At 43.4% G+C, this 15,659-nt stretch carries 16 protein-coding genes; all 16 read left to right on the top strand.

The genetic code is table 11. The features are described from left to right. Positions 1–160 precede the first annotated feature (160 nt). The 16 genes from ACPAOP_RS12085 to ACPAOP_RS12010 all read left to right on the top strand — a co-directional run bounded on the left by ACPAOP_RS12085 (position 161) and on the right by ACPAOP_RS12010 (position 15,622). Positions 161–1,135 (top strand): acetyl-CoA carboxylase carboxyltransferase subunit alpha, encoded by a 975-nt coding sequence (locus tag ACPAOP_RS12085; RefSeq protein ID WP_423681622.1) that lies wholly within the window; start codon positions 161–163, stop codon positions 1,133–1,135. After that, positions 1,132–2,520 carry a tRNA lysidine(34) synthetase TilS gene (tilS, locus tag ACPAOP_RS12080; RefSeq protein WP_423708184.1) on the top strand — a complete coding sequence of 463 codons (1,389 nt, stop codon included), beginning with the start codon at positions 1,132–1,134 and terminating at the stop codon, positions 2,518–2,520. Before ACPAOP_RS12085 ends, tilS begins: the two co-directional genes overlap by 4 nt. A 20-nt stretch (positions 2,521–2,540) precedes the next feature. Next, the gene (dnaQ, locus tag ACPAOP_RS12075) at positions 2,541–3,260 is read left to right on the top strand and encodes a DNA polymerase III subunit epsilon (RefSeq protein WP_423708183.1); all 720 of its coding nucleotides are present in this window, start codon (positions 2,541–2,543) and stop codon (positions 3,258–3,260) included. Positions 3,261–3,777: 517 nt separating this feature from the next. Beyond that, entirely contained in the window at positions 3,778–4,095 is a 318-nt protein-coding gene (gene flhD / locus ACPAOP_RS12070; protein WP_423681625.1) for a flagellar transcriptional regulator FlhD, read from the top strand. Between the two features lie 43 nt (positions 4,096–4,138). Continuing rightward, positions 4,139–4,693, top strand: coding sequence for a flagellar transcriptional regulator FlhC (flhC, locus tag ACPAOP_RS12065; RefSeq protein WP_423681626.1), 555 nt, complete (start codon positions 4,139–4,141; stop codon positions 4,691–4,693). Between the two features lie 24 nt (positions 4,694–4,717). Then, a complete protein-coding gene (locus tag ACPAOP_RS12060; protein ID WP_423708182.1) occupies positions 4,718–5,530 on the top strand; it encodes a class I SAM-dependent methyltransferase in 813 nt (270 codons plus the stop codon). Between the two features lie 137 nt (positions 5,531–5,667). Continuing rightward, positions 5,668–6,528 (top strand): flagellar motor stator protein MotA, encoded by an 861-nt coding sequence (motA, locus tag ACPAOP_RS12055; RefSeq protein WP_186885550.1) that lies wholly within the window; start codon positions 5,668–5,670, stop codon positions 6,526–6,528. Between the two features lie 18 nt (positions 6,529–6,546). Beyond that, complete coding sequence (gene motB / locus ACPAOP_RS12050; RefSeq protein WP_423681628.1) at positions 6,547–7,476, top strand: flagellar motor protein MotB; 930 nt, start codon at positions 6,547–6,549, stop codon at positions 7,474–7,476. Between the two features lie 50 nt (positions 7,477–7,526). After that, on the top strand, positions 7,527–8,075 hold the full coding sequence (locus tag ACPAOP_RS12045; protein WP_423708181.1) for a chemotaxis protein: 549 nt from the start codon (positions 7,527–7,529) through the stop codon (positions 8,073–8,075). Positions 8,076–8,129: 54 nt separating this feature from the next. Then, complete coding sequence (locus ACPAOP_RS12040) at positions 8,130–8,495, top strand: response regulator (protein ID WP_186885547.1); 366 nt, start codon at positions 8,130–8,132, stop codon at positions 8,493–8,495. A 36-nt stretch (positions 8,496–8,531) separates the two neighbouring features. Continuing rightward, the gene (gene cheA, locus ACPAOP_RS12035; RefSeq protein ID WP_423708180.1) at positions 8,532–10,586 is read left to right on the top strand and encodes a chemotaxis protein CheA; all 2,055 of its coding nucleotides are present in this window, start codon (positions 8,532–8,534) and stop codon (positions 10,584–10,586) included. Positions 10,587–10,618: 32 nt separating this feature from the next. Next, positions 10,619–11,134, top strand: a complete 516-nt coding sequence (locus ACPAOP_RS12030; RefSeq protein WP_423681631.1) for a chemotaxis protein CheW — start codon at positions 10,619–10,621, stop codon at positions 11,132–11,134. Positions 11,135–11,198: 64 nt separating this feature from the next. Beyond that, the gene (locus tag ACPAOP_RS12025; RefSeq protein WP_423708179.1) at positions 11,199–12,902 is read left to right on the top strand and encodes a methyl-accepting chemotaxis protein; all 1,704 of its coding nucleotides are present in this window, start codon (positions 11,199–11,201) and stop codon (positions 12,900–12,902) included. An 88-nt stretch (positions 12,903–12,990) separates the two neighbouring features. Further along, on the top strand, positions 12,991–13,890 hold the full coding sequence (locus ACPAOP_RS12020; RefSeq protein WP_423708178.1) for a CheR family methyltransferase: 900 nt from the start codon (positions 12,991–12,993) through the stop codon (positions 13,888–13,890). Then, positions 13,887–14,495 (top strand): chemoreceptor glutamine deamidase CheD, encoded by a 609-nt coding sequence (gene cheD / locus ACPAOP_RS12015; RefSeq protein WP_423681634.1) that lies wholly within the window; start codon positions 13,887–13,889, stop codon positions 14,493–14,495. The genes ACPAOP_RS12020 and cheD overlap by 4 nt, the downstream gene beginning before the upstream one ends. Positions 14,496–14,545: 50 nt before the next feature. After that, on the top strand, positions 14,546–15,622 hold the full coding sequence (locus ACPAOP_RS12010) for a protein-glutamate methylesterase/protein-glutamine glutaminase (RefSeq protein WP_423682265.1): 1,077 nt from the start codon (positions 14,546–14,548) through the stop codon (positions 15,620–15,622). Positions 15,623–15,659 lie beyond the last annotated feature (37 nt).

Raw genomic sequence — 15,659 nt, 5'->3', positions numbered from 1 at the left:
GGTAGTCTCTTTAGCTGATTTTAGATTCTGTGGTTCTGATCAGTTTGAAGTTGTAGCGCACGAGGGCTTCAAAACGGTAAGCAATCTATTTCAATGCTTTTATTTTGACTTTGTCAATGAGTAAGAATTTTCTCAACTCGTGTGGATTTAAGGAGGCACGATGACTAAAACGACATTCCTGAGTTTTGAGCAGTCAATAGCTGAACTCGAAACTAAAATTGAAGAGTTACGCTTCGTGCAGGATGACTCTGCTGTTGATATCTCTGAAGAGATTGACCGGCTCTCTAAAAAAAGTCAGATGCTGACTAAAGATATCTATGCAAAGCTGACGCCCTGGCAGGTGTCGCAGATATCCCGTCATCCGCAGCGTCCATATACGATGGATTACATCAATAACGTATTTACGGATTTTCATGAATTGCATGGTGACCGCAGCTTTGCAGATGATCAGTCAATTGTTGGCGGTTTAGCTCGTTTTAATGGTCAGTCCTGCATGGTGATCGGACACCAAAAAGGACGAGATACGAAAGAGCGGGCAATGCGTAATTTCGGCATGCCGAAACCCGAGGGATATCGCAAGGCTATGCGCCTGATGAAGCTGGCGGAGAAATTTGATATTCCGGTTTTCACTTTTGTTGACACGACAGGCGCCTGGCCGGGTATTGATGCTGAGGAGCGTGGTCAATCGGAAGCCATTGGGCACAATTTATATGTTATGGCTGAGCTGAAGGTGCCGCTGATCACAACCATTATTGGTGAAGGTGGTTCAGGTGGTGCTCTGGCACTCGCAGTAGGAGATGCAGTATTGATGTTGCAATATGCAACATATTCTGTCATTTCACCTGAAGGATGTGCCTCGATTTTATGGAAAACATCTGATAAGGCATCCGATGCAGCTGAGGCGTTGGGGTTAACGGCGCACCGCCTGAAAGCAATGGGGTTAATTGACAAGATTATTAACGAGCCGCTCGGTGGCGCGCACAGAGATCCTAAGCAGATGTGCTCTCTGGTCAAGCGCGCTCTTGCTGATACCTTGCGTCAGTTCCAAGGTGTTAAGACTAAAGATTTGCTCAGTGCTCGTCATGAAAAACTGATGAGTTACGGTAAATTTAAGGAAACAAAAATTTCCGAATGATTCAACGTAGTGACAGCGGTGCTTTACAGTACCGCTTCAATGAAACACTGGATTCCTACTTTTCCGAATTGGGAGTTGAGTCAGTCTCTGGGATTGCGATTGCATACAGTGGTGGACTTGATTCCTCAGCTCTTCTCAAGCTGGCAGTTGAGTATTGTCGCCTCCGCACCATTCCCTTATTCGCTATTCACATACACCACGGACTCAGCCCGAATGCTGACTCATGGCTCGAACATTGTCGATCAGTATGCCTTAGCCAGGATGTCACTTTTTTTTACGAAAAAGTAACATTAGATGGCACAAAAAAATACGGGATAGAGAGTAGTGCACGAAGCGCTCGGTATCTGGCTCTTGGGCGAATTTGTAATGAACATCAGATTAATTTCTGTTTGACTGCTCATCATCAGGATGATCAGGCGGAAACTCTTCTAATGCAGATGCTGCGAGGATCTGGTGTCGCCGGCTTGTCTGGCATGGACCGCTTTAATACTGCAGAGAATTTGCTCGGTGTCAGCACCTTGACGTTAATGCGGCCGTTATTGCAGGAAGCCAGGGGAAATTTGGAGCGCTTTGTTGAAAGCCATGATGTTCTGCATATACACGACGAGTCAAACGATGATGCACGATTTCTGAGGAATGCGTTAAGACATAAAGTGATGCCCTTGCTAGAAGAGATATCACCGGGATTTTCTTTGCGTGTGGCGAGAACTGCAATACATATGAAATCTACACGGATATTACTGGAGGACATTGCTGAACAAGATTTTCGTGTTTGTGCTGATAATGATGGTTTGAGTCTGCAAAGCATTCGTTTGTTAAGCTCCGAAAGAGTCAACAATTTATTGCGATTATGGTTCACCAAGCTTCGCTCCAGAGTCCCAACCACTTCAAGACTGGCAGAGATTTGCAAGCAATTATTCGAGGCGCGCGATGATGCTCGTGTTACGGTTTTTCACGATAATCTGGCAATACACAGATACCAAGGCAGGATATATGCGACTTCAAGGAGGGATGCGCAGGATCAGTCGGATAAGTCAGTGATTTTCAGATGGGCAGGTCAGGGAACGATAGAGTTTCCTGAGATGGGAGGGGCTTTGTACTTCCTGAAGTCGGACTTGGGTGTTGATTCCGAATGGTTAAATAATCAGTCCCTTGAAATTCATTTCCGTCGGGGAGGTGAGCGTATTAAGTTGGCTGAAAACAGACCTACCCGAGATATGAAAAGCCACTATCAATCCCTTAAAATTCCCTTTTGGGTTCGACAGAAGCTGCCTTTTGTATCAATTGGTGATCACCTCCTGTTTGCTGCTGGCGTCGGTATGCAGTCCAGTTTTTGCTCATATGGGAATGGCGACAAAATTTCATTCGAATGGGTCGCTGGTTAATTTAGTACTGGATCTATGTAATGGAAAAGAAATTAAGACAAATCGTTTTAGACACTGAAACGACCGGTTTAAGTGTCCGAGACGGGAACAGAATTATTGAAATCGGTTGCGTTGAGCTTATAAACAGGAAGTTGTCGGGAAATAATTATCATCAATATATTAATCCTGAGCGAGATTCTGAGGAGGGGGCACTCGCGGTACATGGATTGACTACTGAATTTCTCAGCGACAAACCAAAGTTTTCCGAAGTGATCAATGAGTTTTGTGAGTATGTAAAGGGGGCTGAAATTGTCATTCACAATGCGCCCTTTGATATTTCTTTTCTGAACGCAGAATTTACAAGAGCCGGCCTCGGGTTGTTCACTGACCATGTAGAGGTTGTTACCGATACTCTGGTTCAGGCTAAAGAGTTGCATCCAGGAAAGCGAAACTCTCTCGATGCTTTATGTGATCGTTACGAAATATCTAACGCTCACAGAAAGTTACATGGAGCTTTGCTTGATGCGGAGTTACTGGCAGACGTCTTTTTGGCGATGTCTAGGGGTCAGGATAGTTTTGCCATCGATTTGCCTGATGAAGAGCAGCCAGTCGTTGAGAAGGTCGTGTTTATCGATACGCCTATTGATGAAGTGATTCTTAAAGTGGCGTCAGCTGAAGAGTTAAGTGAACACGAGGCACTTTTGTCCGGTTTGGATAAGCAGTTAAAGCAGAACTGCTTGTGGCGTAATCAGTCTGTATAAAATTAAAATAGAGCAAGTAATCGTTGATCTCAGATTTCTTTTTTTGTATTTTTTTACATCTTTCCTGAGACGTTTCTCGTCTCAAATCAACACAATCTGTTGCGACATTACACAAAAGCGGAAAATTTTTAAAAAAATTTCAAAGAATAACTAAAGTTTTTCCCGCCACTACCGTTAATAAGTCAGAAGAAGATTTTTAAAAAATATTTTCTGATTGCCCTAAAGTTTTAAAAAACGCTGCCGTTATTAAAAATAAGAAACACAATTTAAAGCACTAACCATTTGATTTTTATAGGTTTTAGTTTTTAAGTATTTTTGTTTGTTGCTTAAAATAAAAGTAAAAATTTCTGCATACATCTTCAAAAAGTAGCTTGTAAGATTTTGTCTTACGGGCTAGTTCTGTTTATTCCTGTTGTAAATACCTATTTTTTCCTATACACCCTAATTTTGTGGTCGAGCACAATGTATCTCAACGGCAAGATATTTCGCCTTTGAATATGTATTGGAGGGTAGGGAAATGACACAGAACGACATGATGGCTGAAATACGTGATGCAAACTTAAGTTATTTGATGCTTGCTCAGCAAATGATTCGTGCTGATAAGGCAACCGCCATTTTCCGCCTGGGGATAGGTAAGGAAATAGCTGACTTAATTGAAGGTTTGAATAATTCTCAAATTCTTAAACTTGCCGGCTCCAATATGATGTTGGCGCGATTCCGTTTTGAGGATAGTTCAATACTTTGCATGCTCACTAATTATAACAAAGAGCGTTCTCTCGCTCATTCTCACGCGGCTATTTTAATGGCGGGGCAGACTGTTGAAGAAATTCACTAAGTCTGTCTGTAAAATATTCACTGAGTAATGATCGGAGGTTGATATGGCTGGCAAAAGCGTTCTTAATGAGGCATCTGAGATTCAATTGGCGATAGATTTGGTTAATCTTGGCGCGCGTCTGCAATTGTTGGAGTCTGAAACTTCGCTATCTCGCGAACGGCTTTTGAAGATTTATAAAGAGCTGAAAGGTGTTTCTCCACCTAAAGGTATGCTTCCATTCTCAACAGACTGGTTTACGACCTGGCAACCAAATATACACTCATCTTTATTTATGAATATTTATAAATATTTGAATGAGCATGCTGAAATTTTTGGTATTGAGGCAGTTGTTAAATCTTATCGGCTTTATCTTGAGCAAGTTGGTTGTGTATCTCCCGATGATGCAGTACTTTCTTTGACTAGAGCATGGACTTTAGTCCGATTTTTTGAAGGGAAAATGCTAACATTTGCAAAATGTTCGGAATGCGGTGGGCATTTTGTTGCACATTCATTGGATTTGAATGATCATTATAAGTGTGGATTGTGTCATGTACCTTCCCGCGCGGGTAAAACTAAAAAAGTGAAAGAGGCTGATACTCCATTGGAGATGGTGGCCTAGTGATTAATTGAAAAGGAGGCGCTTTTGGAGGCATCGCATGTTAGCCACAAAAGTTATAGTCCTTCGAGTGCCTGGGGTAAATATCCAGTCTTAAAGGCACTATTAGTCCAAGTTGTATCACTTACTTTTTGTTTGATTTCTGCCTTTATTGCCAAAAAATACTTTGGTTATATCTTTAGTTCGCGGGCCTTCCTTTTTCTTCTGTCATTTCACTCATTTCTCTCCCTTTTTATCGCTCTGTTGTTCAAGTCTGAATGGTGGTGGTGTGCGATCGCGTTCATCTTCCCCGTTGGAGTCGCTCTCGGGTTGTATCTGCAGATTTCGTCTGCGTTGAGCTTGGCGGTATTCCTTTTTCTTTTTTTTATTTTTGGCACTACTTTCACTACAAGAGTGCCATATTTTCCATCTCATCCATCTCTGTCGGAAACACTTCTCGATATTCTCCCTGATAAGAAAAAGTTGCACTTGCTTGATGCTGGCAGTGGTTTTGGTGGATTGCTTATCGATTTGTCTGAGCGCAGGCCAGGCTGGGAGTTAACTGGCATAGAAATTTCCTCGGTTCCCTGGTTGTTTAGCTTTTTAAGATCAAAAATCTTGGGCTGTGAGAACGTCAAATTTCAACTTGGGAGTTATGAACATTTAAATTTTGAAAAATTTGATGTTGTTTTTGTTTATTTGTCGCCTGTAGTGATGTCGGAAATTTGGAAAAAGGTGCAATATGAAATGGTGCCTGGAAGTATTTTTATGAGCTATGAGTTTCCTGTCGATGGTGAGCCCCCGAGTTTCGAAATTCAAATGAATGAAAATGGGGAGGTGTTGTATGTGTGGCAAATGTGATGTTTGTATTCGATTCTTTAAAAGAAGTGTCATTCCCGCATAGATTTGCATCAATTTCTGATGATTCCTATCAGTTGGGCTGATATGATTGACGTAAGATATTTGAGCGTAATTTTCCAGTCAGGGAGTAAATTTCCGTGTTAGTTATTGTTGGTTATATTGTAATTTTAGGGTCTGTGTTTGGTGGCTATGCGCTAGCAGGTGGGCATCTTGCTGTTTTGTTTCAGCCATTAGAGCTACTCATGATTGGTGGTGCTGCTCTTGGCGCTTCTTTTGTGGGAAATAACGCTAAGAATTTAAAAGCAACAATTAAGACGCTGCCTAACGTTTTCAAGGGATCCAAATATTCAAAAGCCCTGTATATGGAACTGATGACCATGCTCTTCGATGTGCTGACAAAAGTGCGGAAAGAAGGGTTGATGTCGATTGAGGGGGATATTGAAAAACCAGAAGAAAGTCCTTTGTTTAGTAAATACCCCTCTATTGTCCATGATCATCATATGATGGAATTTATCTGTGATTATCTAAGACTGATGGTATCAGGAAATATGGATGCCTTTCAGATTGAAAATCTTATGGATAATGAATTGGAAACGCATCATCACGAAGGAGCGATGCCTTTTCATTTTATTGCCAGACTAGGAGATGGTTTGCCGGCGTTTGGTATTGTCGCTGCTGTGATGGGGGTAGTGCACACAATGGAATCGGTCGGTATTCCTCCTGCGGAGCTTGGTATTTTGATTGCCCATGCCTTGGTTGGTACTTTTTTGGGTATTTTGATTGCATATGGATTTGTGGCACCTTTGGCTAGTTTGCTCGAGCAGCAATTGGAGGAGTCATCAAAAACATTTCAATGCATAAAAGTAACCTTGCTTGCCAGTTTAAATGGTTATGCTCCCGCATTAGCTGTCGAGTTCGGGCGCAAAGTTTTATATTCAACTGAGCGACCAACTTTTAGCGAGTTGGAAGAGCATATAAAACAATCGAAGTCAAAATAGTGATTCTAAGGTTTTCCAATGGCAAATGAAGAGCTGCGGCCGATAATAGTAAAGCGGATAAAAAAGTCTGGTGGTGGTCATCACGGTGGTGCATGGAAAATTGCCTATGCTGATTTTGTGACAGCGATGATGGCATTTTTTCTCCTCATGTGGCTCCTTGGTTCTACAGCAAAGGGAAATTTGCAAGGTATCGCGGAATATTTTCAGACACCGTTAAAAGTTGCTATGGCTGGCGGTGATGGTAGCGGTGATAGTTCGAGCGTAATTAAAGGTGGTGGGAAGGATCTTAGTTTGCGTGAGGGGCAGAATCGCAAGGGAGATATTGAGTCCCAGAAGCGCTCGTATAACCTTCAGGCTGCTGAGGCTGCATTAGCAAAAGCTGATGCCGATAGGCTTAAAGCTTTGAAAGGAAAAATCGAAGCAGCAATCGAGTCTAACGCCACGTTGAAGATGTATAAAAAGCAGTTGTTACTGGATATAACGACTGAAGGGTTGCGTATTCAGATGGTGGATGAGCAGAATCGCCCGATGTTTGCATTGGCGAAAGCCGAACTGCAACCCTACACAAAAGAGATACTGCATGAAATAGGTAAGGCATTGAACGAGGTCCCCAATAAAATCAGTTTGTCCGGACATACTGATTCTGCTCCTTATGGGCTGGGAGAAAAGGGATACAGTAACTGGGAGTTGTCTGCAGATCGCGCAAATGCATCCCGCCGCGAGCTGATTTATGGCGGAATGGATGAGTCTAAGGTTTTGCGCGTTGTAGGCTTGTCCTCATCTGTTTTATTTGATAAGCAAGATCCGCTCAATCCGATTAATCGCAGAATTAGTATTATCGTGATGAATAAAAAAGCTGAAGAATCCGCTTCGCAAGACGGAGGTGCAGTTGAGGTGGTCAGTCAGCCAGATTCAGGCACGGAAGTTTCTGTTAAGTCTGCAAAGTAACCTTGAATTGCACTTGGCTGTTGAAAAATTATGCAGAGAGGATGCTTAAGATGTCCGAAAAGAAACTGTTAAGTTCTCAGGTAAAGCAGTTGTTAGCCGGAGTGTCAGATCATGGCAACGCCCATCTTTCTGAAGTGGAAACCGATCTTACTCAAACGGCAATTTTACTTGGAGAGGCGATTGAAAAACTGAGTGCCAGCTTTTTCGCGCTTCATGCTGCAATTCTGAAGGAGCAAGAAGAAATTCAGCAGCTCATTGATTCTAGTGTGATTTCTGGCGCTACAAGCGACAGATTGAAGGCAATTCAGCTTGAGATTGCTACACATGTTAATGCCGCAGTGACTGGCCTGCAGTTTCAGGATATGACGAGTCAGTTACTTTCCCGAACGATGCAGCGCTGCGAGGGACTCAGAGAGGTGTTGACAACGCTGGGGCTGTTTGGGGGGGACGTCACGCTGGACATTGAAAGCGAGGATATCGCTTGTCTTTTGAAAGAAACCACCACCCGACTGGAAAAACAAAGTGCTGATTTGCAGAATTTGTTGAGAAAGGCTGTTCATCAGAAACATTTGGAAAGCGGAGATGTTGAGTTGTTTTAAATTGCTCTGCAAGCGCTCAGACACGTTGTATTTAATACGAAAAATGGAGTAATTATGGCCAAAACAATTTTAGCGGTAGATGACTCTGGTTCACTGAGGCAGATGGTTGCTTTTAGTTTAAAGGCTGCCGGGTATCAGGTGATTGAAGCTGTTGATGGGCAAGATGGTCTTGAAAAGGCTAGGAATCAAGTCGTAGATCTTGTTTTGACTGATCAGAATATGCCGAGAATGGATGGTTTGACTTTGATTAAATCTTTAAGGGGGTTGGCTACATATCAAAGAGTGCCAATTCTGATGTTGACCACCGAATCGAGTGATGACATGAAATCCAAAGGACGTGCAGCTGGTGCAAACGGTTGGTTGGTGAAGCCTTTTGACCCTCAAAAGCTCACGGAAGTCGTTAAAAAAGTAATAGGCTGAGCGTCAGTTTATTAATGTATATCCCGGAGTTAAATAATGACGATTGACATGAGTCAGTTTTTTCAGGTCTTTTTTGACGAGGCAGATGAACTTCTTGCCGAAATGGAAAAGCTGCTGCTTGCCGTCGATGTTCAGTCCCCGGAGCCCGAGGACCTAAATGCCATTTTTCGTTCAGCTCACTCTATAAAAGGTGGAGCATCTACTTTTGGACTCAATGACATGAGCGAGGTAACTCATGTTTTAGAGTCTCTGTTGGATAAAATCAGAAAAGGTGAAATGGCTTTAACTGCTGAGCACGTTGATGCATTTCTCATTGCCAAAGATATTCTGAAAATGCAGGTTGATGGTCACCGGCTTGGTACTCCAGTGGATCAGGATGCCGTTGCTGACGTCCGGATGCTTCTGCAGTCTCTTTCGAATGACCCTGTGCCTGTGGCTGCTTCGGTTTCTCCGCCTCCAGTTCAGTTGATTACACCCGATGGCACCAAACACAAATCTGCGTTCAAAATTGAAATGACAGGTTTAAATGCAAATGATGCCAAAGCTTTAGAAGTTGAGTTGGGGTTGCTTGGATCAATTTCTAACATTGAATCTGAAGCAGATAAAACGATTTTTTACCTGAGTACAAATGAAGCCGCAAACGACATTGTGTCGATCTGTTTGTTTATCTTGACCCCTGATTGTTTTACCGTCACAGAAGTACCGCTTCTTACTCAAACCCCCGAGGAAAATCAGGCAAAGACAGAAGATGAATTAGGGTACGGTTTCTTTGAGCCTCTAGATTCTATGTTTCCTCCGCAGGAGCCTGCTCAGGGTGCCGAAAACAGTGGCGCGCCTCCAAGTCAAACGGAGGGTGTTTCCACGCCTGTAAATCATCTTGAAAAGAAAAATATAATTAAGAAAGATGCAGAAAAGCATGTCTCTGCTCAAGAGACCTCAACGATTCGCGTCGGAATAGAAAAAGTTGATCAGCTCATTAATTTGATCGGAGAGCTTGTTATTACTCAGGCAATGCTTGAGCAAAGAACGCAAGAATTAGATCCTATTGTTCACGAACGGATCTTAGGCAGTGTCGCGCATTTAACGAGGAATACCCGGGATCTGCAAGAAGCAGTCATGTCAATTCGCATGATGCCTATGGATTATGTTTTTTCCCGTTTTCCCCGGATGGTAAGAGATCTTGCGACCAAGCTAGGTAAGAAAGTCGAGTTCATTACCCATGGCGCGTCGACTGAGCTGGATAAAGGTTTGATTGAAAGAATCGTTGATCCTTTAACGCATTTAGTGCGCAATAGTATCGATCACGGGATAGAAATACCTGCAATCAGAACGCAAAACGGTAAAACTGAAACCGGAAAACTCTCCCTATCTGCCGTGCATCAAGGGGGAAATATCGTCATAGAAGTCAGTGATGATGGTGGTGGATTGAACCGCGAAAAGATCCTTGCGAAAGCGCGTGAAAATGGTTTGGCGGCACCAGATTCGATGACAGATTCTGACGTGTGGCAGCTTATTTTTGCCCCAGGATTTTCGACCGCAGAAATCGTGACCGATGTCTCAGGGCGTGGCGTGGGCATGGACGTGGTGAAGAGAAACATCTCTGCGATGGGTGGTGTCGTTGACATTCGCTCGGCAACGGGATTGGGTACGACGATTACTATTTCGCTGCCTTTGACGTTGGCGATTCTGGATGGAATGTCTATAAAGCTTGGCGACGAAATTTATATTCTGCCGCTTGGTTTTGTAGTCGAGTCTTTGCAACCTGCCGCAGTGGATGTGAAAGAGATTAGTGGTAAGGGTACCGTTGTTAAGGTTAGAGAAGAATATTTGCCTTTGATTCCACTTTATCAGCGTTTTAATCTGACTCCTAAATTTCTTAATCCCTCAGAAGGTATTCTCGTTATCGTTGAGGTAGATGGAAAAAAAGCCGCTTTATTTGTTGATGATTTGGTAGGGCAGCAACAAGTCGTTGTTAAAAATATTGAGTCAAATTATAAAAAAGTCCCGGGAATTTCTGGGGCAACAATTTTGGGCGATGGTGGTGTTGCTCTTATTCTGGATGTTTCTGCATTACTTCGCTCAAATAGATAGTCATATTTAGAACCGTAAATAAAGGATTGAACATGTCACAACTGACACAAGCAGCCAACGAAACTAAATCGTCCTCTCAGGAAGGAAATGCAGATGTTGCGGGCAATGAATTTCTTGCTTTTACATTGGGAAACGAGGAATACGGTATCGATATTTTAAAAGTACAGGAAATCCGCGGATACGAGGCTGTTACCCGGATTGCAAATGCTCCGGAGTTTTTAAAGGGCGTCATTAATCTGCGTGGAATTATCGTTCCTGTTGTAGATATGAGAATCAAGTTTAATCTGGGAAGCCCGACTTACGATCAGTTTACGGTCGTCATCATTTTAAATATTGAAGGCAGAATTGTCGGGATGGTGGTCGATAGTGTGTCAGACGTCACCACTTTATTACCTAGTCAGATTAGACCAGCTCCGGAAATGGGTACAACTTTCAGCACGGATTTTCTGATCGGCTTAGGAACCTTAGAAGATCGCATGCTGATTTTGGTTGATATCGATAAATTAATGTCCAGTCCGGAAATGGGACTCGTTGACCAATTAGCGTAAGTAGTAAATTTTTATTTTAACACCACAATAAAAACAGAATAACTGTGGCTCAGGGGAGATAGTTGTGAATTTACGTAATTTGAAAATCGGTACTCGTTTAGCTTTGGGTTTTGCTCTTATTCTTGGCGGAATCGTTGTTGTCATGTTGTTGGTCAACTCCTTGAATGCGTCGAATCGAAAAGACATGTTAGAGAATTTGCGATTGGCGAAGGAAAAACAGATACTCGCTAATCTGATGAAAAGTTCTCTGTACGAAAGTGGAATAGCGATGCGTAACATCGGTATTCAGTCGGATGTCGCAGAGATGCAAAAAGAAGAAGGACGTGTTAAGTCGCAACGTAAGTTATACGATGATTCCAAAGAAAAAATTTCAGCGTTGGGGCTGAGCGATGATGAAAAAAAGATAGTTGATGAAATCGCGAAGCTGGATAAAGAGGCTGCAGGTCCTTTTAAAGATGCGGTCGGACAGGCTCTGGCATTTAATGCGGAAGGCGCAATAAAAATAATTGCCACTGTATTAGAGCCAATCAGTAATAAGCAAATTATTGAAATTAACAAACTGGTTGAGCTGCAGTCTGCTGCTACTGCTCAGACCTTTGAAAAGTCAGACTCAGCGGCTAAAAAACTGTCTTATATTCTTTATACGATTCTGGTTGTCGCGCTCCTTATTGGTGCTGTGATTGCGTGGATTCTGACGAACAGCATTACAAAGCCTTTATCCGAAGCTCTTGGTCTGGCAGAAACTGTTGCCAGCGGAGATCTGCGCAGCGATATAGCCGTCGTCGGAAATGATGAAGTTTCCTCGTTATTGCTCGCCTTGAAAAACATGAACAGTAACCTGGCTACTACCGTTGGCAAAGTGAGAGAAGGCACGGAAACAATTACTTTCGCTGCTCAGGAAATTGCATCCGGAAACGCGGACTTGTCCCGTCGTACTGAATCCCAGGCAAGTTCTTTGGAGGAAACGGCCAGCTCAATTGAAGAACTGACAAGCACGGTCAAACAGAATGCTGACAATGCGCGTCAGGCAAACCAATTAGTTGTGTCTGCTAGCGGTGTTGCGGTCAAAGGTGGCGCAGTCGTCGGACAGGTTGTGAATACAATGGGATCGATCAAAGATAGTTCGAGAAAAATTGTCGATATTATTGGCGTCATTGATGGCATTGCTTTTCAGACGAATATTCTCGCGTTAAATGCTGCGGTTGAAGCAGCCAGGGCAGGTGAACAGGGAAGGGGCTTCGCGGTTGTTGCGGCAGAGGTGAGAAATCTGGCTCAACGTAGTGCTAGTGCTGCAAAAGAAATTAAAGCCTTAATTGATGATTCAGTCGATAAGGTTGAGCAGGGTAGTAAGTTGGTTGACGAGGCTGGAAAAACGATGGATGAAATTGTCACCAGCGTTCAGCATGTCGCCGATATCATGAGTGAAATTGCTGCTGCAAGTCAGGAGCAAAGTGCAGGGATTGAGCAAGTCAATCAGGCAATTACTCAGATGGATGAAATGACTCAGCAAAATGCAGCATTGGTTGAGCAGGCGGCTGCGGCGGCTGAAAGTATGGAAGAACAGTCGGTTGAGTTGGCGAGAGCTGTGAGTGTATTTAAAGTGTCGAACTCACTGCAGCCAGCGGTCCGACCTGTTGCTCAGTACCGTGAGACAGTTGCAAAGCCAAATCAGCCCAAACCCGCTGCTCTGAGTTCTTCGGTGAAAAGTGCGGAGGAATCTAGCCTGAAAAAAGTTGCGACAACAGACGATTCGTGGGAAGAGTTCTGATTTTTCAACTGATACCAGTGTTGTATTCTGATGCTTGTATTCTTTGGTGCTGAATAAGTTCTGAGTTTAGTTATTGAGAGTCATTTTGATGAGAAATATTGGCGCGAAAGAAAGATCGGAAAACTCAAAAGAGTTTGAGTTTAACTCTCGTGATTTTGATCGCGTACGAGAGCTGATATACAAGCGGGCGGGTATATCCCTCGCCGACAGTAAGCAGGAGATGGTCTATAGTCGTCTCGCAAGGCGTTTACGGGCGACCGGAATAAATTCATTCACTGATTATCTGAACAGTCTGGAAAGGGAGCACGATAGTGTTGAGTGGGAGGCTTTTACCAACGCTCTGACTACGAATCTGACATCTTTTTTTCGGGAAGAGCATCATTTTCCGATTCTTGCAGATTTCGTAAAACATCGTAAGCAGCCTATCCAGATTTGGTGTTCTGCCAGTTCTACCGGTGAAGAGCCTTATTCAATCGCCATGACTCTTTGTGAAGCATTCGGTACTTTGCGCCCTCCTGCACATATTGTGGCGACAGATATTGATACCAATGTTCTGAATACAGCATCGAAGGGTGTATATAACATTGACAGAATAGAAAAATTGTCTCCGGACAGGGTTAAAAAATTTTTTCTTAAAGGAAAAGGCAGTCAGGATGGACTTGTCAGGGTAAGGCAGGAGCTCATCGATATGATTACTTTCAAGCAGCTTAATTTGCTTGCTGATAGTTGGCCGCTGTCGGGAGAGTTTGACGCTATTTTTTGTCGTAATGTGATGATCTATTTTGACAAGCCAACACAGGGGAAGATTCTCAGAAAGTTTGTACCTTTGATGAAGCCGGATGCATTATTGTTTGCGGGACATTCTGAGAATTTTTTATACGTTTCGGATGATTTCAAGTTGAAGGGGAAAACTGTGTACGAGCTTTCTTCTGGTCATGCAGGTCATCAGAGAGTCGCAACAAATCCTTTGCACAAAGGTAGCTTATGAGTCAGTTAAGTGAAGAGCATTTTGCGACCAACGTTTACTTTGACAGAACGTTTGATTGTGATGCTGCAAAAATTTTACCGGGAGAGTTTTATTTCACGAACAAAGATATGCTGATCGTGACAGTTCTTGGTTCCTGTGTGTCTGCCTGCATACGTGACCGTGTGACAGGTGTTGGAGGAATGAATCATTTTATGCTTCCCGACACCGGTGGCGACGCTGATAATCCTGTCTCGGCTTCTATGCGTTACGGTACTTATGCGATGGAAGTACTGATCAATGAGTTGCTTAAAGCAGGGGCTAAACGAGAAAACATGGAAGCGAAAGTCTTTGGTGGTGGCAATGTTTTACGAGGTTTTACTGCTATCAATGTCGGCGAGAGAAATGCGAAGTTTGTCTTGGATTATTTAAAAGCGGAACGCATGCGTGTGGTCGCCGAGGATCTTAACGACATATACCCTCGTAAAGTCTATTTTTTTCCAAAAACTGGTAAGGTTCTCGTTAAAAAATTAAAAGTAGAACACAATGACACGCTGAGAAAACGTGAGCAGGATTATGCAAGTCGCTTAAAAACAACCTCTGTGGGCGGGGAAGTCGATTTGTTTTAATTTTGACCTGAAAATTTATTATATTTCAGGTGGATATGGAATCTTTCCAGATGAAAATAAAAGTATTAATTGTTGATGATTCTGCGCTCATACGTAGTGTAATGAGTGAGATTATTCGCAGCCAGCCGGATATGGAAGTTGTAGGTGTCGCACCCGATCCTTTGGTCGCCAGAGAGTTGATCAAGCAGACTAATCCAGACGTTCTGACACTGGACGTTGAAATGCCAAAGATGGATGGCTTGGATTTTCTTGAGCGCCTCATGCGGTTAAGGCCGATGCCTGTCATTATGGTTTCTTCGCTCACTGAGCGGGGATCGGAAATTACAATGCGGGCATTAGAGTTGGGGGCTGTCGATTTTGTCTCGAAGCCAAAAATCTCTATTCAAAGTGGTATGCTTGATTATGCGGAGCTGATAGCCGATAAGATTCGGATCGCATCTAAAGCAAAAATTCGCCCCCGGGTATTATCGGCGATTGACCACACTAAAGATTCCCCGGCAGCTTTACCAATGGTGAGAAACCCTTTAACCAGTAGTGAAAAACTGATTATCATTGGGGCGTCTACCGGCGGTACTGAGGCGATAAAGAATTTTCTTGTACAAATGCCGTCAGATTGTCCTGGTATTTTGATTACTCAGCACATGCCTGAGGGTTTTACACGCTCTTTCGCGAAGCGACTTGATGGCTTATGCAAAATCTCTGTATCCGAGGCTGTAGGTGGCGAGCGTGTTTTACCGGGGCATGCATACATTGCACCAGGGCATTCACATTTACTCCTTGCCCGCAGTGGTGCTAATTATGTAACTCAACTGGATGCGGGTGAACCAGTCAACAGACATCGTCCATCGGTCGACGTTTTGTTCCGGTCTGCGGCTGCTTATGCCGGTAAAAATGCTGTTGGTGTTATATTGACTGGTATGGGAAAAGACGGTGCTGCTGGCATGTTGGAAATGAAAAACGCGGGTGCTTATAATTTTGCGCAAGATGAGGCAACCTGTGTAGTATTTGGAATGCCTCGAGAAGCAATTGCAATCGGTGCAACCCATGAAGTTGCGCCATTAAATGAGTTGCCGTCAAAGGTCTTGCACTACTTGGCAACACATGGAAGCAGGGCACTCAGGGTTTGATGAGTTAAGATTCGTGCTTAAATGCAATTTAACCCAC

This window comes from Undibacterium sp. WLX3042, from assembly GCF_049544825.1.
Taxonomy (GTDB): Bacteria; Pseudomonadota; Gammaproteobacteria; order Burkholderiales; family Burkholderiaceae_D; genus Undibacterium.
The sequence above is the reverse complement of the archived record's forward strand: the minus strand, read 5'-3'. Positions and strand labels throughout refer to the sequence as shown.

Coding starts and splice junctions, on each gene's coding strand:
- cheD (WP_423681634.1), top strand. CDS start 13,887: ATGAGTCAGTTAAGTGAAGAGCATTTTGCGACCAACGTTTACTTTGAC.
- flhD (WP_423681625.1), top strand. CDS start 3,778: ATGACACAGAACGACATGATGGCTGAAATACGTGATGCAAACTTAAGT.
- dnaQ (WP_423708183.1), top strand. CDS start 2,541: ATGGAAAAGAAATTAAGACAAATCGTTTTAGACACTGAAACGACCGGT.
- tilS (WP_423708184.1), top strand. CDS start 1,132: ATGATTCAACGTAGTGACAGCGGTGCTTTACAGTACCGCTTCAATGAA.
- ACPAOP_RS12010 (WP_423682265.1), top strand. CDS start 14,546: ATGAAAATAAAAGTATTAATTGTTGATGATTCTGCGCTCATACGTAGT.
- motB (WP_423681628.1), top strand. CDS start 6,547: ATGGCAAATGAAGAGCTGCGGCCGATAATAGTAAAGCGGATAAAAAAG.
- ACPAOP_RS12045 (WP_423708181.1), top strand. CDS start 7,527: ATGTCCGAAAAGAAACTGTTAAGTTCTCAGGTAAAGCAGTTGTTAGCC.
- cheA (WP_423708180.1), top strand. CDS start 8,532: ATGACGATTGACATGAGTCAGTTTTTTCAGGTCTTTTTTGACGAGGCA.
- ACPAOP_RS12020 (WP_423708178.1), top strand. CDS start 12,991: ATGAGAAATATTGGCGCGAAAGAAAGATCGGAAAACTCAAAAGAGTTT.
- ACPAOP_RS12085 (WP_423681622.1), top strand. CDS start 161: ATGACTAAAACGACATTCCTGAGTTTTGAGCAGTCAATAGCTGAACTC.
- ACPAOP_RS12030 (WP_423681631.1), top strand. CDS start 10,619: ATGTCACAACTGACACAAGCAGCCAACGAAACTAAATCGTCCTCTCAG.
- flhC (WP_423681626.1), top strand. CDS start 4,139: ATGGCTGGCAAAAGCGTTCTTAATGAGGCATCTGAGATTCAATTGGCG.
- ACPAOP_RS12040 (WP_186885547.1), top strand. CDS start 8,130: ATGGCCAAAACAATTTTAGCGGTAGATGACTCTGGTTCACTGAGGCAG.